The organism is Psychrobacter sp. PSi21, from assembly GCF_054960615.1.
In genome coordinates, this window is sequence record NZ_JBHNYR010000020.1 from 1 (window position 1) to 26,086 (window position 26,086).

General features: G+C 47.4%; 23 protein-coding genes. 13 read left to right on the plus strand and 10 right to left on the minus strand.

What is annotated here, in order from left to right; translation table 11 throughout:
• Positions 1 to 27 precede the first annotated feature (27 nt).
• On the plus strand, positions 28 to 555 hold the full coding sequence (locus tag ACFI32_RS12510) for a cytochrome b (RefSeq protein WP_462626931.1): 528 nt from the start codon (positions 28 to 30) through the stop codon (positions 553 to 555).
• A 109-nt stretch (positions 556 to 664) separates the two neighbouring features.
• Here ACFI32_RS12510 and minE read toward each other — a convergent pair whose 3' ends face one another.
• From minE to ACFI32_RS12535, 5 genes are all read right to left on the minus strand, one after another.
• A complete protein-coding gene (minE, locus tag ACFI32_RS12515) occupies positions 665 to 955 on the minus strand; it encodes a cell division topological specificity factor MinE (RefSeq protein ID WP_462626932.1) in 291 nt (96 codons plus the stop codon).
• A 2-nt stretch (positions 956 to 957) separates the two neighbouring features.
• Positions 958 to 1,770: a septum site-determining protein MinD gene (gene minD, locus ACFI32_RS12520; RefSeq protein ID WP_462626933.1), complete on the minus strand. Its 813-nt coding sequence runs from the start codon at positions 1,768 to 1,770 to the stop codon at positions 958 to 960.
• 364 nt (positions 1,771 to 2,134) lie between these two features.
• A complete protein-coding gene (gene minC / locus ACFI32_RS12525; protein ID WP_462626934.1) occupies positions 2,135 to 2,947 on the minus strand; it encodes a septum site-determining protein MinC in 813 nt (270 codons plus the stop codon).
• A gap of 328 nt (positions 2,948 to 3,275) precedes the next feature.
• Entirely contained in the window at positions 3,276 to 4,325 is a 1,050-nt protein-coding gene (locus ACFI32_RS12530) for a hypothetical protein (RefSeq protein ID WP_462626935.1), read from the minus strand.
• Positions 4,326 to 4,464: 139 nt separating this feature from the next.
• The gene (locus tag ACFI32_RS12535; RefSeq protein ID WP_462626936.1) at positions 4,465 to 5,436 is read right to left on the minus strand and encodes an acyltransferase; all 972 of its coding nucleotides are present in this window, start codon (positions 5,434 to 5,436) and stop codon (positions 4,465 to 4,467) included.
• 424 nt (positions 5,437 to 5,860) lie between these two features.
• On the opposite strand from ACFI32_RS12535, the gene ACFI32_RS12540 reads away from it, so the two are divergent.
• The 7 genes from ACFI32_RS12540 to ACFI32_RS12570 all read left to right on the plus strand — a co-directional run bounded on the left by ACFI32_RS12540 (position 5,861) and on the right by ACFI32_RS12570 (position 14,388).
• Positions 5,861 to 6,517, plus strand: coding sequence for an OmpA family protein (locus ACFI32_RS12540; RefSeq protein ID WP_462626937.1), 657 nt, complete (start codon positions 5,861 to 5,863; stop codon positions 6,515 to 6,517).
• A 349-nt stretch (positions 6,518 to 6,866) separates the two neighbouring features.
• A complete protein-coding gene (locus ACFI32_RS12545; RefSeq protein WP_462626938.1) occupies positions 6,867 to 8,324 on the plus strand; it encodes an imelysin family protein in 1,458 nt (485 codons plus the stop codon).
• Positions 8,325 to 8,528: 204 nt separating this feature from the next.
• The gene (locus ACFI32_RS12550) at positions 8,529 to 10,169 is read left to right on the plus strand and encodes a di-heme oxidoreductase family protein (protein ID WP_462626939.1); all 1,641 of its coding nucleotides are present in this window, start codon (positions 8,529 to 8,531) and stop codon (positions 10,167 to 10,169) included.
• Between the two features lie 96 nt (positions 10,170 to 10,265).
• Positions 10,266 to 11,423 carry an imelysin family protein gene (locus ACFI32_RS12555; protein WP_462626940.1) on the plus strand — a complete coding sequence of 386 codons (1,158 nt, stop codon included), beginning with the start codon at positions 10,266 to 10,268 and terminating at the stop codon, positions 11,421 to 11,423.
• Between the two features lie 3 nt (positions 11,424 to 11,426).
• On the plus strand, positions 11,427 to 12,905 hold the full coding sequence (locus ACFI32_RS12560; RefSeq protein ID WP_462626941.1) for a DUF1513 domain-containing protein: 1,479 nt from the start codon (positions 11,427 to 11,429) through the stop codon (positions 12,903 to 12,905).
• Between the two features lie 109 nt (positions 12,906 to 13,014).
• Complete coding sequence (locus ACFI32_RS12565; protein ID WP_462626942.1) at positions 13,015 to 13,665, plus strand: M48 family metallopeptidase; 651 nt, start codon at positions 13,015 to 13,017, stop codon at positions 13,663 to 13,665.
• 105 nt (positions 13,666 to 13,770) lie between these two features.
• The gene (locus ACFI32_RS12570; protein WP_462626943.1) at positions 13,771 to 14,388 is read left to right on the plus strand and encodes a methyltransferase domain-containing protein; all 618 of its coding nucleotides are present in this window, start codon (positions 13,771 to 13,773) and stop codon (positions 14,386 to 14,388) included.
• Here the strand turns inward: ACFI32_RS12570 and ACFI32_RS12575 are convergent.
• Together ACFI32_RS12575 and ACFI32_RS12580 are read right to left on the minus strand one after the other, a co-directional pair.
• Positions 14,374 to 15,027 (minus strand): HD domain-containing protein, encoded by a 654-nt coding sequence (locus ACFI32_RS12575; protein ID WP_462626944.1) that lies wholly within the window; start codon positions 15,025 to 15,027, stop codon positions 14,374 to 14,376. The two genes, ACFI32_RS12570 and ACFI32_RS12575, sit on opposite strands and share 15 nt — an antisense overlap.
• Before the next feature lie 83 nt (positions 15,028 to 15,110).
• Positions 15,111 to 16,022 carry a LysR substrate-binding domain-containing protein gene (locus tag ACFI32_RS12580; protein ID WP_462626945.1) on the minus strand — a complete coding sequence of 304 codons (912 nt, stop codon included), beginning with the start codon at positions 16,020 to 16,022 and terminating at the stop codon, positions 15,111 to 15,113.
• A gap of 367 nt (positions 16,023 to 16,389) precedes the next feature.
• Between ACFI32_RS12580 and ahpC the strand changes: the two genes are divergently transcribed.
• Positions 16,390 to 16,956, plus strand: coding sequence for an alkyl hydroperoxide reductase subunit C (ahpC, locus tag ACFI32_RS12585; protein WP_462626946.1), 567 nt, complete (start codon positions 16,390 to 16,392; stop codon positions 16,954 to 16,956).
• A 200-nt stretch (positions 16,957 to 17,156) separates the two neighbouring features.
• On the opposite strand, the gene ACFI32_RS12590 is transcribed toward ahpC, so the two are convergent.
• The gene (locus tag ACFI32_RS12590) at positions 17,157 to 17,405 is read right to left on the minus strand and encodes a YdcH family protein (RefSeq protein ID WP_462626947.1); all 249 of its coding nucleotides are present in this window, start codon (positions 17,403 to 17,405) and stop codon (positions 17,157 to 17,159) included.
• A 446-nt stretch (positions 17,406 to 17,851) separates the two neighbouring features.
• On the opposite strand from ACFI32_RS12590, the gene ahpF reads away from it, so the two are divergent.
• The 3 genes from ahpF to ACFI32_RS12605 all read left to right on the plus strand — a co-directional run bounded on the left by ahpF (position 17,852) and on the right by ACFI32_RS12605 (position 23,341).
• The gene (gene ahpF / locus ACFI32_RS12595; RefSeq protein WP_462626948.1) at positions 17,852 to 19,429 is read left to right on the plus strand and encodes an alkyl hydroperoxide reductase subunit F; all 1,578 of its coding nucleotides are present in this window, start codon (positions 17,852 to 17,854) and stop codon (positions 19,427 to 19,429) included.
• A 275-nt stretch (positions 19,430 to 19,704) separates the two neighbouring features.
• A complete protein-coding gene (locus ACFI32_RS12600; protein WP_462626949.1) occupies positions 19,705 to 21,153 on the plus strand; it encodes an alanine/glycine:cation symporter family protein in 1,449 nt (482 codons plus the stop codon).
• A 106-nt stretch (positions 21,154 to 21,259) separates the two neighbouring features.
• Positions 21,260 to 23,341, plus strand: coding sequence for an SIR2 family protein (locus tag ACFI32_RS12605; RefSeq protein WP_462626950.1), 2,082 nt, complete (start codon positions 21,260 to 21,262; stop codon positions 23,339 to 23,341).
• A gap of 145 nt (positions 23,342 to 23,486) precedes the next feature.
• On the opposite strand, the gene ACFI32_RS12610 is transcribed toward ACFI32_RS12605, so the two are convergent.
• Positions 23,487 to 24,236 carry a glutathione S-transferase gene (locus ACFI32_RS12610; protein WP_462626951.1) on the minus strand — a complete coding sequence of 250 codons (750 nt, stop codon included), beginning with the start codon at positions 24,234 to 24,236 and terminating at the stop codon, positions 23,487 to 23,489.
• Positions 24,237 to 24,412: 176 nt separating this feature from the next.
• Here ACFI32_RS12610 and ACFI32_RS12615 point away from each other — a divergent pair, with 176 nt between their 5' ends.
• Positions 24,413 to 25,291 (plus strand): LysR family transcriptional regulator, encoded by an 879-nt coding sequence (locus ACFI32_RS12615; protein WP_462626952.1) that lies wholly within the window; start codon positions 24,413 to 24,415, stop codon positions 25,289 to 25,291.
• A 4-nt stretch (positions 25,292 to 25,295) separates the two neighbouring features.
• Here the strand turns inward: ACFI32_RS12615 and ACFI32_RS12620 are convergent, their stop codons facing one another.
• Positions 25,296 to 25,862 carry an O-acetyl-ADP-ribose deacetylase gene (locus ACFI32_RS12620; RefSeq protein WP_462626990.1) on the minus strand — a complete coding sequence of 189 codons (567 nt, stop codon included), beginning with the start codon at positions 25,860 to 25,862 and terminating at the stop codon, positions 25,296 to 25,298.
• Positions 25,863 to 26,086 lie beyond the last annotated feature (224 nt).

The following is a 26,086-nucleotide window of genomic DNA, read 5'->3' on the forward strand; positions in this document are numbered from 1 at the left end:
TATGAATAAAAAAAAGAGCCGTTCGTTATGAGTAGAATTGAAGCAAGCGTGCAAAAATGGCCCATCAGCAGCCGTATTTTTCACTGGATCAGTGCGGTGCTGTTATTAGTTACTTGGCTATTGATAGTGTTATACGATAATACGGACAACAGCAGTTTCATTGGTCTGCACAAAGCATTTGGTATCAGTTTGCTGTGTTGGATGGTTGCACGAATCATCAATCGTTTATTCACCAAAACGCCTCCTGCGCTTGCTATGCCCAAATGGCAAACGGCGCTGTCACATCTGACCCATTTTGCGCTTTATGCTATTTTACTCGCTATGCCATTAGCAGGACTGTTAATGTCAGTCTATGGCGGACGTCCAGTAGACATCTTTGGTATCTTCCAGATTCCAGTATTTGTTACCCCAGATCGTGGTTTGGCCCGTTTTTTTAACGACATGCACACCGATATCATTTGGCCGATGATTATTGTGTTTACATTGCTGCATATTGGTGCGGCGCTATATCATCAGTTCGTTAAAAAAGACAATTTGATTGCCCGTATGAAGTAAACCATCCACAATATACTACATAAAAAAGGCCCTAAGTACTCGACTTAGGGCCTTTTAATATTGTAATGGACTGCCGCGCTGCTATTAGATGTGGGTTACTTTTTTCTTCTTACTTCTTTTGATTTTCAGGCAAGCTGATGTTCATCTCGAGCACGTCTAGCGTGTCTTCATGGCGATGATTGATATTGACATCATCAATTTGTACGCCGTTAACGTACTTGTTGACCACTTCTAATATTTCACGCTTCATTTTTTCGATACGCTCAGAGGTCAGGCGGCTGTTTAGGCGGTTTTCGCTGGCGACGATAACCTTTAGGCGCTCAGTGGCCATGTTGGCGCTGCCTTTGTTTTGTTCTTCAGATCCGAACAAACTGCTCCAAAATCCTTTTTTCTTGCTCATTACTAACCCCCAAACCAGCGCTGTAAGAAACTCTTCTTCTTGACTTCAAGATGACGCAGTGGACGCTCTTCACCTAAAAAGCGTGCGACGATATCATCATAACATTGGCCAGCGACAGAGTCGGCATAGTGAATGACAGGCTCACCGTGGTTTGATGCTTCAAGTACTGAATGACTCTCAGGAATAACGCCCAATAACGGCACTTTGAGAATATCATTTGAGATGGTGTCAATATCCATCATCTCATTGGCAGCAGCGCGCTCCGCGTTGTAGCGGGTGATGATCAAATGCTCGCGTACGGAGCCTTGGTTTTCCTCTACTTTTTTGGTACGGCTTTGCAAGATACCGATGATGCGATCGGAGTCACGTACAGATGAAATCTCAGGATTGGTGACAATGATGGCTTCATCTGCATGATACATGGCCAGCTGCGCACCGCGTTCGATACCAGCAGGAGAGTCACAAATAATATAATCAAACTGTTTTGACAGCTCAGCCATAACATCCGCCACACCTTCGTCAGTCAACGCGTCTTTGTCACGGGTTTGGCTGGCAGGTAGGATGGATAAGTTTTCGAGCTGCTTGTCTTTGACCAGAGCTTGTGAGAGACGCGCATTACCACTGATGACATCGACAAAGTCATAAACAATGCGGTTTTCACAGCCCATAATCAAATCGAGGTTACGCAAACCAACGTCAAAATCGATCACAACTGTTTTGTAGCCGCGTAACGCCAAGCCAGCAGCAAAAGAGGCGCTGGTTGTGGTTTTGCCCACACCGCCTTTACCTGAAGTGATCACAACAATCTTTGCCACAATGGCGCACTCCTATGAATGAATGGGATGTCTAATAGATAATAATATATGGGTAAATCAGGATATGACATCAAGCTGCGCCACTGGGCGAATTAGAGCAGATACGTACAGCGGTTGCTTCCTTGCTGGTACGCCAAATGGTATAAAAGCCCGATATAAGAGTGTATTGCCAGCTCATACCATGCATATTATGCATGCATATCACAAGTGTTACCTGCGAACGTAAGCCTAGCATAAATAAACAAAAATTTATAGCAGCTGGATGGTAAACGGTACAAACTACCCAGAAAATGACCGCTTATCGGCTAAGCCAAGCGTGCGATGCGGTCATCATCTGGGTATTGAGTATTTGTCTAACTCGTAATTAGCTTTCATCGATGACTTTAAAGACCAAGCCTTCGCCTTCGACAAAGCGAACTTGCACAGCACGGTCGATGACCTCTTCTGGCAAATTGTCACGCAAGCAGTAAGTGCCTGCCACCGAGACTAAGGTTGGATTAAAGACTTGGCAGAAAATACGGGCATCTTTGTCGCCTGTTGCACCTGCGACCAAGCGCCCTTGAGCACGGCCATAAACGTGTAAGCTGTTGTCAGTGATGGCTTCAGCGCCGCTATTGACACTATTGGTCAAGATTAAATCACCGCCAACGTGATTGAGGCTTTGGCCTGAGCGTAACATCTGATCATAAATCAAGCTGGTGGTATGATCGGCGCTGACCAGTGCTTCAGTCGCGGCCTCCTGACTTTGGCTGGTATGGGCGCTGTCAGCATCACGTTGCGCTTGTGCGGCTGCCTGAATCTCGCTCTCTTGTACTGTTTCAGCGCTGGTGACAGGCTTTTTGCTGGGTAAAATACGCTCAATACGTTTGCCATCGGCAGGGAAGATGGCCAAGCGCTGCAGACGTGCCTGTGCCTCAAGGACGCCAGTAACCACGCCAATTGGCTGCAAGCCCCAAGACCACAGCAGCTCGATGAGCGCTGATAAATCTTGTTCAACCGCACTGTCTATCAAGACAGGAATATTGCTGGTACGGTTACTCAAGACTTGTGATAAATGGTCATCAATGGCTGTTAAGTCATCGGTATGCAGGTGCAGGCGTGAAAAAGTCAGCATCTTGCCAAAAAACCCGATAGCGGGCGTGTCTGCGGCTGAGTATTCTGTATCCGAAATCGTCATAGTGTCTGTCCTTAAAAGATACGGGTGGTGCTGCAAGCGGGGCGCATGGGGATGTCGTTATTATTATCATGCGGTTAATCGTGGTTAATCATAGTTCAGCGGTCGTCAGCGTACCAAGCAATCGGTCAAGCGCAAGTCATTGGTTAAATGTCAGTTTGCCGAGCCGATAATGTCAGTGACGACTGATAGCATCAAATAAGTAAAAGGTCATCTGGTTATCCAGCAGTGTACTAAGAGAGGCTAGGGTTTCACAAGCCCTAGCACGGATAAAGTGTTATAAAATCAAGGTTTGGAAATGATGGCTGCTTGGTATTTGATGACAGTATCACTAGAGGTTGAGCATGTCTTGGTGTTTCCACTGCTGCACTTTCACCTGCGCCTCAAGCTCAGAGAGACTCTCAGTGATAATGCTGGCAATCAATAGCTGCAAGGCATCGTTGTTGGTATCGACATTGGCTATACTGTGGGCAATGTTGACCAGTAACTCATCTAAGCGCTCAGGTTCTAGCAGACGCTGATTGAGTGCATGCACCACGTTTTCGCCAACATTGTGGCCAATTTGAAGCATCTGAGACTCAATTAAGCCGCCGGCAATCGGGATCATGCGGAGCAAGCGGCGCAGCTCAGGAGTATTGGTCAGCCCTTCTTGGATGGCGTTGCCTACCTCGTTGGCGATCAGGTCACCAGCTGGCGACGCACCGCTCAGCTCACGTAATCTGGGGGCAAGCTCTTGGCGCAGCATCGATAGTAGGGCGGATTCGATGTGCTTACGGTTGCGACCAATGGCGGAGTCGATGAGGGATTGGTGCGCTTTTTGGTCGGTCAGCTCTTTGCGATAATTGGCAATGGTGGTCAAAATCACCCGATCAGACAACTCTTCTAGCAGCAAATCAATATAAAACTTAATGCGATTGATCCACGCTTGCGGCAATACCTGATAGCCAAGCTGATACAGTCGTCGACCGATGACCACCGCACGAAACAATCTTAGCGCGCGCAGCTGTGGAAAACAGCCAAGAACCTCGTACCAATGGACAAAGGGGAAAAAGAACCAGCGATAATACACCCGCTCTTTGACCGAAATCGCCCAGCGCACGAGCAGCTCAGCGATCAAAAATAAGGTAAAAAACCCACCAGCGGTTCGCAGTGGCTCGTGAGCAATGGTTTGATACCAAATGAGGGCGTCACTGAGGGTTAACCACGTTGCCGCCTTGGTGCTAAAGGTGCTCATTAGTACCGCATCAATACTGATCAGCAGCAAATCAATACTAATGGCAATCAGCATGATGATATCGTAAGTCAGCTTGAGGCGACTGGGGGCAGGATGTTTTGGTTTTGTTGGTGGTGCGGTGGCAGCAGTAGAGACGGTCACAGGCATACCTTTATCGGATAGAAAATGTAAGCATTAGTATAAATGAAAAACCCACCGCTGCGACGATGGGTAAAGACAGAAGCAGATAAGGCCAGATAGGGTAAAGTGCAAAGATGACAAAAGGGCACTATCAAGGTTAGAGACATCAGCCCACAACAGTGCCATCAGCTACAGGCTGGGTTTCAAATTGCGCCAGCAGCTCGGTAATGCGTTGATCCTTGTGTTGCCATGCAGCATCAATCCAATCAAACAGCTGCGATTTGGTCGCCTCATCAGTTTCGTAACCACCATTTTTTACCGTATCAAATAGCGTATCTGACATCTCAATACGGCGTACTTCAACCCCCAAGCGTTTGATATTACCTTTCCACAAATCGCTATAAGCAGGTACGCCATCAGGATAGACAATGGTCATATCTAAAATGCCATCGATATCCTCGCCCAGTGTATTGATGGCTAGCGCCAAACCGCCTGCTCTGGGTTTGAGTAGGTTCGTGTAGGGTGACGCTTGGCGGTCGTGCTTGTCTTGTGTAAAGCGCGTACCCTCTAAGTAGTTGAGGAGCGCAAAGGGCTTGCCTTTGAGCAGCGAGCAGGCGCGTTTGGCCTCTTGAATATCTTGGCCTTTGAGTTCTGGATTTTTGGCAATAGCGGCTTTTGAATGGCGGCGCATCATTGGAAAGTCTAAAAAGTAAAACGTTTGACCCACCACAGGAATATAAATCAGCTCAAACTTGGTAAAAAAACGGGTTACTGGTAGCCGATCTTCACTGATGTACTGCATGATGCTGGTATCTACCCATGATTGATGATTGCTCATCAATAAGTATTTGCCGTTTGGGTCGACATCGTCAGGCAAGTCAATACGCCAGTCCTTATTGGGTAAAATGCGGTCGATCAAAGCGTTATTAACACCAATCCAATGATTGGTAATTTTAATCACAGCTTTATCCGCAATCTTAGCCCCTGTAAAGACTTTGGCTGTACCAGATACCCAGACAGGGATACCGCATATCAAGCTGTTGGCTGCGATGACGCCAGCTGAGGTTACTAGCGATACCGTCTGCGCCAGTTTTGGCGTGCGCTTATGAAATTTTTGAATGGTAGAAGCCAGTCGCATGTTAAATCCTTCTATCTACTGTCACGATATCGGTCAATGCTTATGTTTAGCCATAATATGCCACGATTATACGGCACCATATCGCATTAATGGTATCGATATTGTCCTAAGAGTTAGTCGCCGCTAAAGGAATGCTTAATGAGACGCCACACTGATTTTAGCAGAAATTCATCTCAGTGTACGAGTGTTAACGTGACTACTGATAATCCGCTGTCAAAAGATCAACAAATCGTGCAAAGCATCAGCGTATAGCATAGCTGCCCAGTGTGTTTGGGGGGTAAGGTATCCTGCACATCTCATACATAGATGTGACAAAATATTACACATAGATAGGTTGTGCTTGCCATAATAATTGCGAAGGTGAGCGACACCTAATTATTTAAAAAGCACAACAATTGACAATCTTATTTGAGAGGACAACATCATGCGCAATCAACTAATGATCGCAACTTTAGCATCTGGTATGGTACTGACAGGCTGTGCAACTGATCCAAACACTGGACAACAGCGTCTGAACAAAACTGCTATTGGTACGATTGCGGGTGCCTTGGGCGGTGCAACCATTTCTAAAGCGACTGGTGGCGACAATACAGGTCGTGATGCAGCGATTGGTGCAGCATTAGGCGCAGGTGTGGGTTACTACATGGAGCGTCAAGCCAAGCAGCTTGAGCAGCAAATGAGCGGCACAGGGGTCTCGGTTGAGCAAAACCCAGACACAGGTGATATCGATTTGGTTATGCCAGGCAACATCACTTTCGCATTTGATGATGCAACGCTAAGCTCTTCGTTTAAGCCAACACTGTCCAAATTGGCTTCAACCATGAACCAATATAACCAAACCACAGTGACCATTGCGGGCCATACCGACAGCCGCGGTGATGCCAATTACAACCAGCGCTTGTCGCGTGATCGCGCATACTCAGTAGCCAACTATTTAACGGCAAATGGTGTGGCATCGAACCGCATCAAGGTTGTTGCTTATGGTGAATCACGTCCAGTTGCCTCTAACGACACTGATTACGGCCGTCAGCAAAACCGCCGCGTTGAGTTGACCATCAACTCACCACAAAGCGTTAACTAATAGTCGCTACGAGATCTGGCATGTTGGCGTTTAACAACAGCCATAGACGACCGTATATTTATTATAAAAGGTCAGCACTGCGCTGGCCTTTTTTTGTGCTGTCTGATCCGTATTGGTGTCAGACAGTTGGTTAATATCTCAGTTCTATTACCCTTTCAAAATAGGGACATGGCCTAGTTTTCGGGTACTAAAACAGGTGCTTTGGCTGAAGCTCACCTGTATTATTATTAAATTATATTTGATAATAGTTATCAATAACATTATAATTCGCACAAGCAACATTGTTGCTACATTATTTATGATTGTTTTTTTATTTGATACTTTTTTCTGATGATTTTCAAGGACACGTATGAACACCACCACGAGCCGTAAGTTTTTACCCACCGCATTGGCTGCTGCCCTAGCAGGCATGCTATTGATGACGGGCTGTACCAAGCAGACGGACGATGACAGCACCGCCGCCAATACGCAAGAACCAGCGGCGCAAACACAAGCGGCAGCGGCGAATGAGGGTGAGAAATCTGCTACCGAGCAAGCCAGTATTGATCGGCTGCTGATCAGCTATGCCGATATGGCGCATGCCGCTTATAATGATTCGCTGGATACGGCCAAAGCGCTACAAACTGCGGTCAACACCTTTGTAGAGATGCCCACAGAAGCCAACCTTGAGGCGGCCAAAGCGGCCTATAAGACCGCGCGTCAGCCGTATTCGCAGACTGAGATTTTTCGCTTTGATGAAGGCTTTGTGAGTAAGAATGACCAGCGCGCCATCGGTAGCACAGATGGCTGGGAAGGTCAGGTCAATGCGTGGCCGCTTGATGAAGCACTGATTGATTACGTTGGCGACGATTATGCTGGTGAGTATAATAGCAAAGACAATATAATCAACAGCGACCGCATCACTGTTGGCAGCCTGAAAGAAGATACCAGCAGCATCACTCCTGATCTATTGGCTGAGTTAAATGAGATTGGCGGTAGTGAGGCCAATGTCACCACAGGTTATCATGCGATTGAGTTTTTGTTGTGGGGTCAGGATAATAATGGGGTAGGCGCAGGCGCAGGTGAGCGTCCAGCCAGCGATTATCAAACCTCAGACGGTGAGTGTACCAGTGGCACGACGACCAATGCAGATGCTCAGGTTTGTACGCGTCGCGGCGAGTATTTGCAAGCCGCTACTCAGCTCTTGGTCAATGATTTGACGGCGATGGAAGCGCAGTGGCGCGAAGGTAGCGACAACACCCTACGCAGTGATTTGATGGCGCGTAAAGATGACAACGCACTGCGCCAAATTATGTATCAAATGGGCAGTCTGGCGTTAGGTGAGCTGGCGTCTGAGCGTATGCAGGTCGCCTTTGTTACTGGTTCGACAGAAGATGAGCACGAGTGCTTTAGTGACTTGACCCACTTAAGCTATGCCAACAACGCCCGCGGCATCCAAAACGTCTTTAATGGCAGCTATGAGACAGTCGCGGGTGAGTCTGTTGGCGGCTATGGCATCAAGCAGTACCTGATCGATACCGATCATAAAGCCGCCGCTGACAAGTTGATTGCCGACTTTAACCAAGTCGAAGATGCGTTTAATACCATCGTTGCCAAAGGTGAAAAAGAAGGTATCAAAGTCGATCAAATGATCGCTACCGTTGGCCAAGCCAGCAAAGTGGATATCTCTGCTAAGGAGCAGAACCTGCGCCGAGGCTGGATTGAAAATGCCATCACCAGTTTACAGCAGTTGACCGCAGGTATTGAAAATGCTGCCAATGCAGTGGGTATTGATAACTTGGATGCGGATGCTGGTTCACAGTTTTAAGTGTCATTTGCGCCTCTGTATTTTTTGCTGATGAAAGCTGCCAAGTGACTGCTTGGCAATAACACGCTGTCAATAGATATTGGCATCGTGTTTTTTGCCTATTGCAGTGGCATAAACGTGCGGTATCTGACCGTGACTGACAGGATTAGATGAAGCAAAATTGCAGATGGGTGTGTTTGTTTTTGCTAAACTTGAGGGTTCTTTATGACCGTTTTTATCACCACCGTGACTACCAAAACGTCTGCTTTTTTGCCGCCTTATCGCTTAAAATCTGTTGTGCCATTGACACTGTTTGGGGCGCTTGCCCTTAGCGCGTGTCAACCTGTGGAAAGCGATAACCAACCATCGGTTGAGACGACTAAAGACTCTGAAACGACAGCCGCAGCGGCGCGCACGACAACCATCGAATCTCTAGCAGGGGTGCCGATGCAGCAACTGGTGACCTTTGATCCGCAAGAGATCAAGCAGGGCGGTGATACAGGTATCCGCATCAGTAGCAGTGAAAGCTATTCTAAGCCATCATCGAACTTGTCTGCTTCGCGTAAGGGACAGTTTTTTATTGGTAATGCGTTTTTTAAGCAGCCGTGGGTGGTTGCACCTGCCAGTACCGACAGCCGTGATGGTTTGGGCGCGATATTCAATGTCGCTGCCTGTCAGTCCTGTCATATTAAAGACGGGCGTGGTCATGCGCCAATGGATGCTGATGATGATGCGGACAGCTTGTTGATTCGTCTGTCAATGCCTGCGACTACAGCAGCACAGCGCCAACAGCTGCAAGACTCACTGATTGAAAAAGTTGCTCACCCGATGTATGGTGGTCAATTGCAAGATCGCGGCATTGAAGGCATCCCTGCCGAAGCACATATCGCCGTACAGTGGACAGATAAGGCCGTGACTTTTGCTGATGGGCACGTCGAGACGCTGCGTGAGCCAAGATTTCGTTTGACCAGTACTGGTTATGGACCGCTTGCTGATGAGATGATGTTGTCTCCGCGTACGGCGCTGCCCATGATTGGCTTAGGCCTGTTGGAACAAATTCCAGCAGCTGATATCAAGCGTCAAGCTGATAGTGACGATAGTAATGGCGATGGCATCCGTGGTAAGTTTAACTGGGTGATGGATCCACAAACGGGCGAAAAGGTGCTGGGCCGATTTGGCTGGAAAGCGGGACAAACCAGACTGATTACCCAAAATCAAAGTGCCTTTAACGAAGATATGGGACTGACCTCAAACATTCGTCCACATGAGTCTTGCATGCCCACGCAGACAGCGTGCCTGAATGCACCAACGGGCGCTGATGAGCAGGGTAATGGCAAGCCACCTGTGGAAGTCAGTGACGATGTTGCCAAGTTTGTAGAATTTTATACCCGTAATTTGGCCGTGCCCAATCGCCGCCACGCTGATGACACCCAAGTGCTGGCTGGTAAAAAGCGGTTTTATGACATGGGGTGTCAAAGCTGTCATACGCCGCGCTATCAGTTGCCCACAACAGACGACGATCATCTTGAGCAGCATGGGCAGGTGATTTATCCTTACACCGATTTGCTTCTCCATGATATGGGCGATGGCTTGGCCGATCGTACCGTTGCTGGCACGCTGCCACCAAAAGAGGCGCAAGTGGAGTTTTTGGCCAACTCGTATGAGTGGCGGACGCCTGCGCTTTGGGGCATTGGTCTTGCACAAACAGTTGACCCGCAAGCGACGTTTTTGCATGATGGCCGTGCGCGCAATTTGATGGAAGCGGTATTGTGGCATGGCGGTGAAGCCGAAGAGCAGCAGCAACGTGTGCTTAAGCTGGATGAACAAGGCCGCAGTGAGCTGAGCGCTTTTTTAGAGTCGCTTTAATAGATATGGATGATCGCTTTTGGCATCGCTACGCTAAAATAGTGTAACCCGCGGCGGTGCCCCTACTTATAATGACAGATAACCACCGAGACCCTTATGAAAAAAAATCACGCCTTGGTTATGGCGCTCTCTGCACTGAGTGCAGGCTTGCTGATCAGTTGCGTCAAGCCTGCTGAAGAGCCAACCACTACAGATGGCGATAGTCAAACCGTGGCACAAAACAGTGAGATGGCTACAGAGAGTGCCAGTGCTAGCGAGACAGCTAAGCCAAGCGCAACCATCACCCCTGTCGACATCAGCGCTGATGCAGAAGCGGCTTATCTGACGCACGTGACAGATGATCTGATCATACCTGCCTATGCTGATGCCGCCGCGCAAAGCAGTACGCTGCGTGATCTAGCAGAAAAGCATTGTCAAAAAGCACCAGTGACTGGTGATCAGCTACAAGCGCTCCGTGAGCAGTGGTTGGTACTGGCACAAGCATGGGCCAATGCAGAAATGATTCATTTTGGCCCAGCAACCGACAGTATGAGCAATTTGTTTATCAACTATTATCCCGATGAGCGCGGGTTAGTACATAGCGGCGTGGCAGACTTGATCGCCGCCAACCCTGAGCTGACTGCCGAGCAGTTGGCTAACGAGAGTGCGATTGTACAAGGTGTTCCTGGGTTAGAAGAAGCACTCTACGCCAATGACAGTTTGGATGCAGGGCAGTGTGCGTATGTTATCAGCGCCAGCGGCGCGCTACATACCCGCTTGCAAGCCATCACCGATAACTGGACAGACAATGCCACAACCTTATTGGCAATCGATGAAACGGCGGATAACGATCAAGGTCTCAACCAATGGCTGAACTCATTGCTGTCATTGGTAGAAACCATGAAATCGACGGCGATTGATCAGCCACTTGGCTTAACGGGTAATGCCAAAGGTCATGTGCCAGCCGCTACTGCAGGACAAAGTCGCGCTATTATTAATGCCAAATTGGCCGCGCTCAACACTGCGCTGACAGACCCCGTGTTGACCGCCATCTTAAATGGTAATAAAGACAGTGATATTGGCAACCGTTTATCAACCGCGCTTGCTGAGACCACCACCTTGCTGGCGCAAATGCCAGAGGACATTACCCGCGCTGACCAAGCCAAGCAGCAACAACTGTATGACCACCTTACCAGTATCACCCGCCTCATCAAACGCGAGCTGATCCCAGCGCTGGGCGTGCGTGTGGGCTTTAACAGTACCGATGGTGATTAGAGAATGCCGATACCCTCAGCACAGAGCCCAGATAATAGCGCTGACCCTGCGACCCATCATGAGACAGCCAAGCAAATGACGCTGACCGCACTGGGTACCGCTCTCTTGACCACAGGCTTGGTCGGCATGCATCACTGCTACCGCAAGCAGCGCCAGCCTAAGGCGCGGATCCAAGATTATGTGACAGGGTTGCAGGCACGTCTGCCTGCTATCAGACGCGCGCGCGTGCAGTATGCTGGCAAGCAAGCCATACAAGCATGGCGGCAGGCGTATCAAGAGGGGGTTGAGACGTCTGATGAGCGTGCAGAATTGCTGGCGACTCGGCACACCACCACCGTGCTGGCGCGTCCTGTATGCTGGGTGAGCGGCGTGGCACAAATGCCCCATGTCGTCATAGCTGATGATGATTCAACCGCAGGTGTATACCGCAGTGGCTATGGCGTGGTTGGCATTGATGCTGAGCATCAACTGGTATGGCAGACCACCATGCCTGAGCGCGTGCACGATATCGTGGTGCAGCCGATAGCCTTTTGTGGCAACCAAACTCAAATGTCCGGCTCTCAATCCTGTGATGTGGTGGTGATGGGTCGCCGCCCGAGCGAGGGCTTTTGGGTGCTTGATACGGCATCAGGGCAAGTCAAGTATGCCATCACCGCTGCAACGGATCGGCATTTTTATGGTCATGCCTGCTATAGCTTGGATGGCAAATGGCTGTATGTTACCGAAAACGATACGGTGAGCCTTGTCGGTAAAATTGGTATTTATGATGCCGTGCAAGGGTATCAAAAAATAGCTGAATTTGACTCACATGGTATTGGCCCGCATGAGCTGATCATGCATCCTGATGGACAAACTTTGATCGTTGCTAACGGCGGTATCAAAACAGAGCAGGCCTCACGTGAGGAGCTCAACCTCGATACCATGCGTCCTTCATTGGTATACTTGGATCGTCATGATGGTACTTTGTTGGAACAAGTCACCCCGCAGCACAATCAAATGAGCATCCGCCACCTTGCCATACATGATGATGGTAGAGTTATGATCGGTATTCAGTTTCAAGGAGAGCGGCATATTAATGTCCCCTTGGTATTGACCCACCAGCGCGGCGATGCTGAGTTTCATCCCTTACAGATGCCTAAAGGCGAATGGCAACGCTTTCATCAGTATATCGCCAGCGTGGCGGTAGACAGTCAAGCCAACTTGCTCTGTGTCACCACACCGATCGGCGGCTGTGCGGCGATATATGACTTAACCACTAATGGCTTTATTGATAGTGTGCGTCTGCCAGATTGTGCAGGGGCGGCGATATTGCGTACTGCAAAGGACAAATCCTCCGCCGCGCATTTTATGGTTAGTGACGGTCAGGGTAAGCTGACGGCGCTGTCAGTCAGTCGTAGCACGCCGCCGCGTATCCTCACCCACAGCCAGCCTCATCACCAACGTCACCGCATGTCATTTGATAACCACTTACAGGCATTGTAGCGTGTGGCCACTTCTGTATACGTTCATAAGCCGTCTGTAAACACCACAACAGGCAGTTTTTATGTGGTGGGCATTTTGCGAGCAAAGATAGGCATTCAGGAGGCAAGAGGTGAGTGAGTCTGTGGCTAAGCTTGAAGCGGCGCGCGCCCAGATGTTACAGGCGGGTATTCGGCTGACAATCCAAAAAAAATCGGTCAAAAACGTCAATTTTTGTCTCAAACCTTACCAGCTGCGGTGTTCTGTACCGCATAGGTTGTCCATGCGGCACGTTGCCGAGGCTATCAGCAAGCGCGTCACATGGGCGCTGGCGCATCATCCACAAGTACTGATGCAGCAGCGCCGCCAGCAGCATGTAGCTGAGCAGCCCATGACTTTATGGGGTGTGGCGCAGCCTCTTAATCTGAACACTGAGAACAAACTGGCTTATTACCGTGAGCAGCTGCAAGCGGTCATTCCAGAGCTGTTTGCTAAGTGGCAGCCGATCGTAGGAGCAGCGGCTAGTGAGGTGCGCATTAAAAAAATGCACACCCGCTGGGGCAGTTGCAACACGCGTGCGCGGCGAGTGTGGCTGTCTGTATATCTGCCTGCTTATCCGCTTGAATGCACCGAATATGTGATCGTCCATGAGCTGTGCCACTTGCATCATCCCAACCACAGCCCCGCCTTTTGGCAAACACTGGCACAGGCCATGCCAGAGTATCGGCGCTGGCATGATAGGCTGGCGAGCCTGCCGCCGCAGTCAAATGAGCAGTCAAATTAAAAGCCACTGCACAGACTACTAACCATCATACAACTGTTATGATGGTTGCGGTTATATCGACATATTAGAATGATAGGGTAGGATAAAAAACAGGGAGAACGATAGATGGACAATGTCAATCAAGCAGGATACTGGCAAGCGCGCTACGAGCAAGACAGCACAGGTTGGGATATGGGCGTCATTTCACCACCGCTCAAAGCCTATATTGACCAGCTGTCTGATACAGCGCGCACACAGGCGATATTGGTTGCAGGGGCAGGCAATGCGCATGAGGTCGCCTATTTGCATGAGCAGGGCTTTAGCAATGTCACCTTGCTGGACATTGCGCCTGCGCCCATTGAGGCATTTAGTGCGCGCTATCCCAGCTTTCCTGCTGAGCATTTATTATGCGCTGATTTTTTTACCTTATCGCCTACCGACCATCAGTTTGACTTGATCCTTGAGCAGACGTTTTTTTGTGCGATCAGCCCTGAGCGCCGTGATGACTATGTGCAGCAAATGGCAGCACTGCTAAAGCCGACTGGCACGCTGGTGGGTGTGCTGTTTGACAAAGACTTTGGCGATAGCTCACCGCCGTTTGGTGGCAGTATGGGTGAGTATCAGCAGCGTTTTGCGCCGTATTTTAATATAGACATCATGCAGCCTTGTCACAACTCGCACCCTGCGCGTTTGGGTAGTGAGCTGTTTATCAAGCTGACGCCAAAAGTATTACCTCGCGCTTGATGACAGCAGCGTTATTTCGCGCTCAATATTGACGCGCGCGCGAGACTCTAGGTCTTGATAGACGCTTGTGAGATAAAGGTTGGGTTTGGCAAGTAGCGTCTGTAATACATGGGTACGCCCAGCGCGGTAGTCAGATGTGGCCACATGAGCGTACTCGGTGCGCACAGCGTCAGCATAAGCGGTGTAAGCTTGCCAGTCCGCGCCCAAAATACTCAAGTCCATATCCAGCAAGTACGCGGCATCGGTGTCGCTAGGGTCAGTGGGCTCATGCGCCGCGGTCATCATAATCATGGCGTGGAGACGAGCGCACAGATCGGCGCTCAGCAAGTGTGCCAGCTGCTGAGCGGCATAATCTGCACTTCTTGCTTCATTGTCTGAGCGCCGCGGATCATAGATGATGTCATGATAGTAGATGGCTAAGGCGACCATATGCGGTGCAGCAAGTAAGTGCTCGATACGATCAAACTGAACCAGCAGTTGCGCAATATGACTGAGGTTGTGATAGGCGCGCTGCGGCTCGTGGTAATGCCTAACGATATCTTGCCACAGCGTATCAGCTTGCGGCGGCAGAATATCTGCCTGTAGCGCTGCCACATGCTGATAAAAGCGGCTGCTGGCATTGTCGGCTGTCATGTCCATCAATCACCTATCTGTTTTTAACGTCTTATTTTTTAACACGCTATTTTTTTAATAGCATCAGGTCATACCTGTATTTTAGCCTGTCATTCGTCTGCTTGGGCATCTAGGGTGAGTGCGGCTTTAAACACATCACCGAGCAAATTGACGTCATCGACACGCGCATAGTTCAGCCGTGTGACAAAAGCGATGCGTCGATGCGGGCCAGTCTCTGCCAGTGGCACGGCGACAGCGTTTTGATTTTGCAAATGCAATTGATTGAGCGCCATATCGGGCACCAACGTGGTACCCATGTTGGCAAGCGCCATTTGTATCAAGGTGTTCAGGCTGGCATCTGAAAAGCTGGATTTCATATCTGTACGGTCAAAATGACAGACTGACAGCGCTTGATCAGTCAAGCAGTGCCCTTCACCCAGTAACATCAGGTTGGCAGTGGCCAGCTCATCAGCATTGATGGTGTCCAGTGTGGCATGGACGTCATCTTGCGGGAACACCGCAAAAAAGTCCTCGGCCCAAAACTCAAACGTATGCAGACCATCTACTGCATAAGGCAGCGCAATAATCGCAGTGTCGATATGACCATAGCGCACTTGCTCCAGCAACCGCTCGGTTTGCTGCTCAATGATGGTCATGCGAAAATTGGGGTATTGCTGTTTAAGCGCGGGCAATACTTTGGGCAACAGATACGGCGCGATGGTCGGGATGATGCCGACAGTCATCGGATACGCCAGCGGCGTCTGATGGCTGTGCGCGCGCGTGGTCAAATCATTGATTTCAGAAAAAACGCGCTGCGCCCGTGTCAAGATATCTTGACCAATCGGGGTGATCAACACCTGCTTATTATTGCGCTCAAAAATCTGGGTATCCAGCTGCTTTTCCAGCTCAGCAATACCAAGACTTAGGGCAGATTGCGAGATGCTGCATTCTTCAGCCGCGCGTTTAAAATGGCGGTGCTTTGAGACCGCAAGAGCAAATTCAAGTTGGCGTAGGGTAATCATAAAAGTTCTCTTTTATTAAAATAATGGATCATGTCAACCGCGATACAAACGCTGCTCTGTGGTCGCCATATTGGTATGATTTTGCGGCGATAGGCCATCAAGGCGCGGGTTGTAGGCTACTCATCACTAATGAGCGCGTCATCCATATTATGGGGATTATTATTGTAAATCAGTCAGAAATAGTAGTTTAACAAGATTAATAAAACAAAACATCAGAATAAAAAGTTTTAACTGGATAAACCGTAGAATTCACGTATAGTTTGTTGGGTAAAGACGTTTGGGGCGCTGTATTGATGTCAACCATCAGAACAGTATAGCCAAGCGATAACCGAAACATTGACAACAAACCCAAAAAAAGGAGCCATTCATGGCCGCTATTATTAATCAAGAAATCCCAGAATTTTCAACTGAAGCTTTTGTAAATGGTGAGTTCAAAACCATCACGTCAGAAGACGTAAAAGGCAACTGGGCAATCTTTATGTTTTACCCACATGACTTCACGTTTGTATGCCCAACTGAACTTGAAGATATGGCCAACCATTACGAAGAGCTAAAAGGCCTAGGCGTAGAAGTATATGCGGTATCAACAGACACGCATTTTGTACACAAAGCATGGCATGATTCCTCAGAAGCCATTGGCAAAGTACAATACCCAATGCTAGGTGACGGTACTGGCAAAATCACGCGCGGCTTCAACATCATGATCGAAGAAGACAACGCAGCTCTACGCGGTACGTTCTTGGTTGATCCAGACGGCTTGATCAAAGTTGCCGAAATCCATGACCTAGGCATCGGCCGTAGCGCAAAAGACATGGTACGCAAAGTAAAAGCGGCTCAATATGTGCGTGAAAATGACGGTGAAGTGTGCCCAGCTGCTTGGGAACAAGGGTCAGCAACGCTAAAACCAAGCCTTGACTTGGTTGGTAAGATCTAAGCATCTGTCATGATTGTGACATGCTGATGTAACCTGACAAACATAGGTTGCACATGACCAATCTGATTGATCCGTATCATAAAAAGACCCCATCCAATGATTTTGGTGGGGTCTTTTTTTGTGCCGCCAAAGCCATCAAAGTTATCGTAAACAACCACTTTGATACATCAACGTGGCTGTGAGGCGGCGTAAAGGAGGTTTTAAGGATCCGCTTGAACTTTGTTTTTTTCGATGATTTGGTAAATCTCATCTTTTAGATGTAATTTTTGTCGCTTCATCTGCTCAATCTCTTCATCTCGGCTGCTGTGCTTAATGACGTCTTGTTCAAGACGATTGATTCTTTTATCTAGCTGGCCGTGCTCTTCAAAAATCTCTGCAAAATGCGCATCGGTCTGCTGTAGCTCTTTGATGATGTCGCGATTCTCAAGCCATGTGTCGGTCTTTATCATAAACCCATCCTTGTATGTGGCACCAACGGAGTTGCACCGCTTTGGCGCGCTTGGTATCGATTGCTGAGATACGGTTGTCGCATCTGACAGCTAAAAATGAGGTCACGTGGCAGCACTGCGATGTATGGCAGATCATCTGCTTTATTTGCGACCTATTCTCGATTGTAGCGAAATAACGGCAGCGATACCACGTCTATTATCGGCCTATTTATAACAGTAAATTTGAAATACAAAATATTTATCAATATTTGATTTATTTTATAAAACGTAGTGATTGAGTTTCTCTGCTTGCCCAAAACCAGCAAAGTCTTGATAATAGAGCCATTCAAGACCAGTGGCGTAATAGATATGCTGTATTAGCGATGATTTTGCACCGCCCAAGTCTGTCCCACATACAAACGGCAGCCGAGCTGACGTTACATATTACATAACAATGAGGAACAATCATGATAGACCAAAGTTTATTGGATGCCATCAAAAGCTATAGTGAAAAAATGACCCGCCCTGTGACTTTTGTGTTGGGCAGCGGCGAGCACAGCAAACGTGCTGAATTGGTCGATTTTTTGAGCAAAATTGCAGGTACCACTGACAAAATCAACTTTGATGACACCATACTTGATGACAGTTTGCCAAGCCCAATCAGCTTTAAAGTACAACGTCACCTTGATGACAACACGCAAGATACAGGCATTATCTTTAGCGGTATTCCTGGCGGACACGAGTTTACCTCGCTGATTTTGGCCATTTTACAGGCAGGCGGCCACACGCTAAAACTGGATGAGGGCATCCAAAACTTAGTGAAGCGTTTTAATAAGCCGCTACAGTTCCAAACGTATGTGTCGCTCTCTTGCCACAGCTGCCCTGATGTGGTGCAAGCGCTGAACCAGTTTGCGCTGCTAAACGACAATGTCAGCAATGAGATGATCGACGGTGGTTTGTTTCAAGAGCAAGTTGAAGCCAACAACATCCAAGGCGTGCCTGCGGTTTATCTAAACGGCAAGCCATTTGCCAATGGTAAAATCGATACCGCCAAATTGATCGAAAAGCTACAAGAGCAGTTCCCAGATTTGTTGGCAGAGATGGATGACAATGCGGAGCAACTAGAGCAGCAAGACGTGACCATCATCGGTGCAGGGCCTGCGGGCGTTGCCGCTGCTATCTATAGCGCCCGTAAAGGCCTCAAAGTGACCATGGTTGCTGATCGTATCGGTGGACAGGTCAAAGATACCCAAGATATCGAAAATCTAATCTCAGTGCCATTGACCACGGGTAGCCACTTGTCGGCTGACTTTGAGAAGCATCTAAATGAGTATGAGATCACGCTCAAAGAGCACGTCAGTGTAAAAGAAATCAGCGAAACCGAAGATGAAAACTATACGGTTCATCTCAACACGGGTGAGCAGTTTGCCAGCCGCAGCATCATCCTTGCCACAGGTGCCAAATGGCGTAAGCTGGGCGTGGCAGGTGAAGACGAAAACATCGGTAAAGGTGTGGCCTACTGCCCGCATTGCGATGGCCCTTTCTTTAAAGGTAAAGACGTGTCGGTCATCGGTGGTGGTAACTCAGGCATCGAAGCGGCGCTCGACTTGGCAGGTATCGTCAAACACGTGACCGTGTTTGAATTTGCTGACAGCTTAAAAGCCGATCAGGTATTGATTAACAAAGCGCGCGAAAAAGCCAATATTGACATCATCACCAGTGCGGCGACCCAAGAAATCGTCGCGACCAATGACAAAGTCAGTGCCATTGTTTATGAAGACCGCACGACTGGCGAGACCAAAACGCTTGACTTGGCAGCGGTGTTTGTACAAATTGGCTTGGTGCCCAATACCGAGTTTATCAAAGGCTTTGTTGATCTGAACCGTTTTGGCGAGATTGAGATTGATGAGCGTTGCCGCACCGACCGTAAAGGTATCTTTGCTTGCGGTGATGTGACCACTGTGCTCTTTAAGCAAATCAATATTGCGATGGGTGAGGGCAGTAAAGCGGCACTATCCGCCTTTGAATATTTGGTCATGCAGTAAGTCATTCAGCTTTAGGGACACGCCCTAGCATAAGAATAAAAAGAAGCCACCTCTATTGAGGTGGTTTTTTTTGCGCTTGTATCGCCATTTTTCTATAAAATAGCGCCTAAACTTCAAAAACCAGTCATTTATATGAGTGAACAAAGCAATTTTTCTCAAAAAATGTCATCATTTGCGTTATAAAGTTGTCAGCTGCGTTACAAATGCGTGTCTGAGATGCGATAATGCGCTCAACAAAACCTATCATAGCATCAGGTAATACAAGGAAAATAGGTATGGAATATATTGAAGCTTTTTTTGCCCTAGTCGGGGATCTCACGTGGGGCTGGGCACTCGTGCCTATGTTAATTATCTTTGGTTTGTTATTTACCATTGTGGGCAGGTTCGCCCAGTTTAGATATTTTAAACGTATGTTCCGTGTATTTAAAACGGATGAAGTAGGCGATGATGGCATCTCTGCGCGTCAGGCATTGCTCGTTTCTATTGGTGGACGTGTTGGTGGTGGTAATATTGCAGGTGTTGCCGTTGCGATCTCTTTAGGTGGCCCCGGTGCCGTTTTTTGGATGTGGGTCGTGGCTCTTATTGGGATGATGACCAGTATTGTTGAGTGTAGCTTGGCGCAGCTGTATAAGCGTAGAGATGATGATGGTAATTTTCGCGGTGGCCCTGCAAGCTATATCTTGCATGGTCTGGGTAAAGACTACCGCTGGCTTGCCGTCATCTATGCAGTCTCGCTACTACTGTCTTTTTCTATTGGCTTTATCGCGTTCCAAGGCAATACAGTGGCAGGGTCTGCGCTAGAGAGTTTCGGCATTGATCGCTGGATCACAGGTGCGGTGCTGGTCGTTGCAGGCGGGTTTATCGTCTTTGGCGGTATCCAGCGCATTGCAAAAGTTGCTGACGTTGTTATTCCTGTGATGGCGCTCATCTATATCAGTATGGCGCTGATTATTATTGTGCTTAATATTACCGAGCTGCCTGCACTTCTGGCCATGATTGTCAAAAACGCGTTTGGTATTGAATCTGTTGTCGGCGGTGGTATTGGTGTGGCGATTGAGCAAGGCATGAAGCGCGGTCTGTTCTCTAATGAAGCAGGCTTGGGGTCAGCACCTAACATTGCGGCGACGGCTTATGCCACGCATCCAGTCAGTCAAGGTATCTCACAGTCACTATCGGTGTTTATCGATACCATCGTTGTCTGTAGTGCCACTGCATTTATGATTTTGCTCAGCGGCGTTTATCAGCCAGGTGCTGAAGTCGATGGTATTGTACTGGCGCAGCAAGCGCTCACCAATCAGCTGGGCGACTGGTCACAGTATGTGCTGACCATCTCGCTATTGCTGTTTGCATTAAGCTCCATCATGTATAACTATTACATGGGCGAAAATGCAATCAACTTCTTGGTTAAAAAGAATACCAAAACGGCGACCTTTATATTACGTATTGTGGTGATTGCGATCTTATTCTTGGGCGCAGTAGCACCCACGGCAACCGCTGTATTCTTCTTCGCTGATCCACTGATGGGCTTGCTCGCACTAGCCAACTTATTGGCCTTGATCATGCTCTTCCCGCGTGCCAAGCGCCTACTTGATGACTTTGCAAGTCAGTTAAGATCAGGGGTTAAAGAGCCATTATTTGATGCACAAGAATATGAGAAATTAGATCTTGATTTGAGTGCATGGGGCAAAAAGGCAGTAAAAGAAGCGTTAGATCAAAAGCAGTAATATGCTTTATGTTTTATAAAACAAAAAACCACTTTAGCTGAGCTAAAGTGGTTTTTTTTGTTATGATAACCAGACAAAAATAAGGCTATATAAAGGTGCAATGATAATGGACAGTTCTGAACACTTATACACAGTAGAAGATTTAGCTGAGTTTATGAGAATCTCGAAAGATGATGAGAACCCGTTCATATTTATCACAGGGGCGGGATGTTCAGTAACGGCAGGCATTCCTTTAGCTAGAGAAATTGTGTTCGAGCTTAATGAGCAGTTTCCTTTGCAGTTAAAACCTTTATCTGATGAAGACCGTAAAGATTATGGCAAGTGTATGGCGCGTCTTGAAACATCGAAGCGACGCAGGTACCTACAGGATTACATCGGCAAGGCAAAAATTAATTGGGCACATATCGCTTTGGCTTGTTTGATAAAAGCAGGATATATTCGTCGTGTGTTGACGTTTAATTTTGATAATTTATTGGCACGCAGCTGCGGATCGCTGGGAGAATATCCGCCAATTTATGACTTTACTGCGGCTAATTTAAACCTGCATCGCTTGATTGATGATCCCGCTATTGTACATCTACATGGACAGGGGCATGGTTTTGTCCAATTAAATATAGATTCTGAGACAGAAGAACATGCAGCGCGTCTCAAAGAATTAGTTGGTCATACTTTGAGTGAGTCACCTACACTGTTTATTGGCTACAGCGGTAATAGCGACGCGTTTTTACCGCAAGTAGAAGCGCAATTTGATGATCAGCATCGTTTGTTCTGGGTTGATATGAATGAGGAAGTGCCAGAGCATTTACAGCAAAAGCTTTTAACATCGCGTTTAGCGCATTATATGAGCTGTAAAAATGGTGCAGATTTGTTTCTTATTGAGTTGGCGCAAGCATTAGATTGCTTTCCACCTACTATATTTGCTGATCCATATCAGCACTTACTATATGAGCTAGAAGAAGTAACAGATTATCCAGTGCTAAAAGGTGACTCTTTAGATGATACAAAGGAAAGTCAGTTAACTCAATCTGATAGCACCACTCAAGATATTTTGCTCGAAACCAAAAATAGGCTCAGAGAAGTGCAGCAGCAAGATAAAGAACGAGAACGCGATTTTTTACAGGAGTATTTGCAAGGTGACTATCAGAAAATAATCGGGGTGCTGGAGGAAGGAGATTTTTTAAGTCATGACGAATCTTTATGGCTTGCACGCTCTTACTTTAGCTTAGCAATACGAGAGTCTATAAAGCTAGAAGAAATCAGTATATACGACAGACTGATCGAAAGGTTTAAAAAGGATACTGATTTGGATATACAAGAGCTAGTGGTAAAAGCGCTAGTAAATAAGGGGGCTACATTTGGCAGGCTTGAGCAGTTTGAACGGACAATTGATGTTTGTAATGAACTGATTGCTAAGTTTGGTGAGAGTGAGGCACTCGCTTTGCAAGAGTCTGTGGCGAGAGCGCTGATGAATAAAGGTATTGTCTTAGGAAAGCTTGAGCAGTTTGGACGGGCAATTGACGTTTATGATGAATTGATTACTAAGTTTGGCGAGAGTGGAGCGCTTGTTTTGCAGGAGCTTGTGGCGAGAGCTCTGATAAATAAAGGTATCATTTTAGGAAGGCTTAATGAATCTGAAAAGGAAATTGGGGCTTATAATGAGTTGCTTGTTAAGTTTGGCGAGAGTGGAGCGCTTGTTTTGCAGGGGTGGGTAGCAAACGCGCTGATGAACAAAAGTGTCACTTTAGGCGAGCTTAATGAGCCTGAAAAGGAAGTTGAGGCTTATAATGAATTGATTACTAAGTTTGGCGACAGTGATGCGCTTGTTTTACAAGAGCAAGTAGCTAATGCATATAATGGACTGGGCTATTCAAAATTGTTGACGGCGAAAAAACACTGGCGAAACACAGATGTCGCACAAGACTATCTGAATAATGCTTCAAACGATTTTTCTAAAGCCTTGGAACAGTCTTCCAAAAATAACTATGCTATGATTTTAGGCAATATCGCTTACACCGAATTTTTACAAGGAAATAGTGTTGAATCTGAGAAGCATTTACGTGAAGCACTTCAACTAGGGCAGCAGCATTTATATAATGAAACGATAAAAGATATCGACAAATACCCTATAGGTCCTGATAATGATTTTAGAAGTTTATTGGATAGTATTTGGGATGAAGTCAGCGAATAGGCATATAGATCTTGCGAGCTATATTATAAAAATGCCCCTCCTATATTTGGAGGGGCGTTTCTGTTTTCAGGCTCCGCAAAGGTTGTTAGGTTAGGGAGATTCTAGTTATTTAACCAACACATGTGTCTCATAGACTTATAACTATCTATTGACCAGACAGTACGCCCACAAGTGACAAAATCTCACCCGCTTCATCCTCATCAATAATCCGCGTTTCTTGCAAAGCTGCTTGAATCCAAGCTTTAATATGCGGGTTATTCAGCATGGTCTGGCAGTACTGCTGTGTCAGTGGTTGCAAAGTGATATTAGACGCATCAGCATAGGTTTGCAATCGCAAAACTACTGGCGCAAAGAAAGCATCGGCTGCGGTAAATGCGCCAAACAGATAACTGTCTGCTGAGCGTTCTTTTAAGCAATCGGCAAAAATAGTTTCAATACGCACAATGTCAGCCAGACAAGCACTGCTCGGTTGTATTTTAGCCGTGGCTCTGATGTTCATCGGTATCTCATTACGTATACCTGATAATCCTGAATGCATCTCAGCGATGATGCTTTGGCAATAAGCGCTATTTATTTTATTTTGAGTGTCATGTTGGGCGCTGGTATCAGACTTACTGACGCCTGTCCAAATATTGATATCTGTAAAATACTCATTAATATGCATGGCAATGGCGAGCGTATCCCAAACGGTGACTTTTTCCGCGCCTTCACCATAAACAAGTACAGGGACTTTTCCTGTTGGTGAATGCGCCTCCAGTATGGGACGGGCTGAGGGATCAAACAGCGCTATCAGCTGCTCGTCAAAGTCAACATTAAATGCTTTTAAGAGCAGCCACGCTCGTAGCGACCAAGAAGAGTAGTTTTTATTACCGATGATAAGTAAAGGATGCGGCATCGTTGTGTCCTATAAGCGGTGGTGAGTGACGATTGAGTATGTCTTGAACACAAAAAATGCACCAGCGCAAAATTCTGATAGTACCTATAAGCGATTCGCAGAGCTTGTCTTATTTATTTAAAAAGACGGTATGCTATGCTTGATGACAGTAAGATATTTAGGCTTGAAGGTGACAAATGGATATAGAGGCATTGCGCTGTTTTATCGCCGTGGTAGAGACAGGGAGCTATACCCAAGCTGCGGAGCAAGTACATCGCAGCCAAAGTGCAGTCAGTCAAAAAATGCAAAAACTGGCTGAGCAGACCAATAAGACCCTATTTAGCAAATCGGGACGACTGCTTGAGTTGACAGAGGATGGCAAGTTTTTGCTTGGCTATGCGCGTCATATTATCAGCCTACATGATGACGCTTTACGGCAAATGTACGGTAGCAAACAGATCATTCGGCCTTTGCAATTGGGTTGTCCTGACGACTATGCCCAAGTGATTTTACCCAAAGTCATCGAATGTATCAGGGCGCGTGTCCCCAATTTACCGATACATATTCATTGTCATAATTCAATCCGTCTGCGGGAGCTACTAAGTGCTGGGGCTCTAGATGCTGCTATTGTGTCGCGCTCGTCAGCAAAGGAGGCAGGCTATTTTTTGCAGCAGGCTAAAGGGGTGTGGGCGTTTGATGGTGATATTGAGCGCCTAAGACAGCGCTATACAAAAAAAATGCGTGTCCCTTTGATACTGTTTGATGAAAGTTGCCATTTTCATCATTCCGCCATTCAGGGTTTAAGCCAGATTAATATAGCGAGCCAAGTGGTTTGTAGCGCCAATAGTGTCGGTGCGATCAGCAGTTTGGTGTTGGCAGGGCAAGGGGTAACAGTGGTGGCTCAATGCAGTTTGGGTCAGATGATACCGTTAACCAATACCAATAACCCACTGCCTTTTGTCTTGCCAAGCTTACCTGAAGTCATCATTGAGATGGTCATAACGGCAAACGCCCATCCAAATTTTGGACGGGCGCAATTGTCAGCCGTGTGTGAAGATTATACCTTCATACGATGATGGATCAGGCCAACGCCGCTAACACCTGCCGATATACCGCTGCATCTGCTGAGGAAAAGCAGCAAAATATCACTTCACGAAGCGGTAGTTTATCTGCTTGCTGACTGGCTGAGTCAAACTGCGCCATATAGTCTTGTACCGTCTTGATCGCTATCTTGGTGGCGTCATGTATTGGATATCCGTAAACGCCTGTACTGATGGAAGGAAAGGCGATACTAGCAAGACCTTGCTCAGTCGCTAATATCAAAGATTTTTGATAGCAACTGGCGAGCAGCGCTGCCTCACCTCGATTGCCACCATGCCAAATAGGGCCGACCGTATGAATCACGTACTGACAAGGCAGGTTAAATGCTGGGCTTATTTTGGCATCGCCAGTCTGGCAACCCTGTAGCGTGCGGCAATATGTCAGTAGCTCAGAGCCCGCCGCGCGATGAATTGCTCCGTCTACACCGCCGCCACCAAGCAAACTTGAATTGGCAGCATTGACAATCGCATCAACGTCTAGCGTGGTAAGGTCTGCTTCTATCACGGTGAGCGTCACAGTGTGCGCGTGACCTGCCTTATCGGTCATGGTTAGATGCTGTTGTGAGGCGGCGTTGAGTGATGTATCCGACATGGTGAGGGTCTCCTAACTGATGCTATTATTATCCGTTTGGTTGGTTATTTTATTATGGCTTTAAAAGAAATCGTTTGTGAATCCATGCTAAAACGATAGCAAAACGCGAGTTTTTTTAACTGCTAAATAGTGGGAACAAAAAAGGCGGGGACACTGATGCGTAACCCCGCCTTTATTAT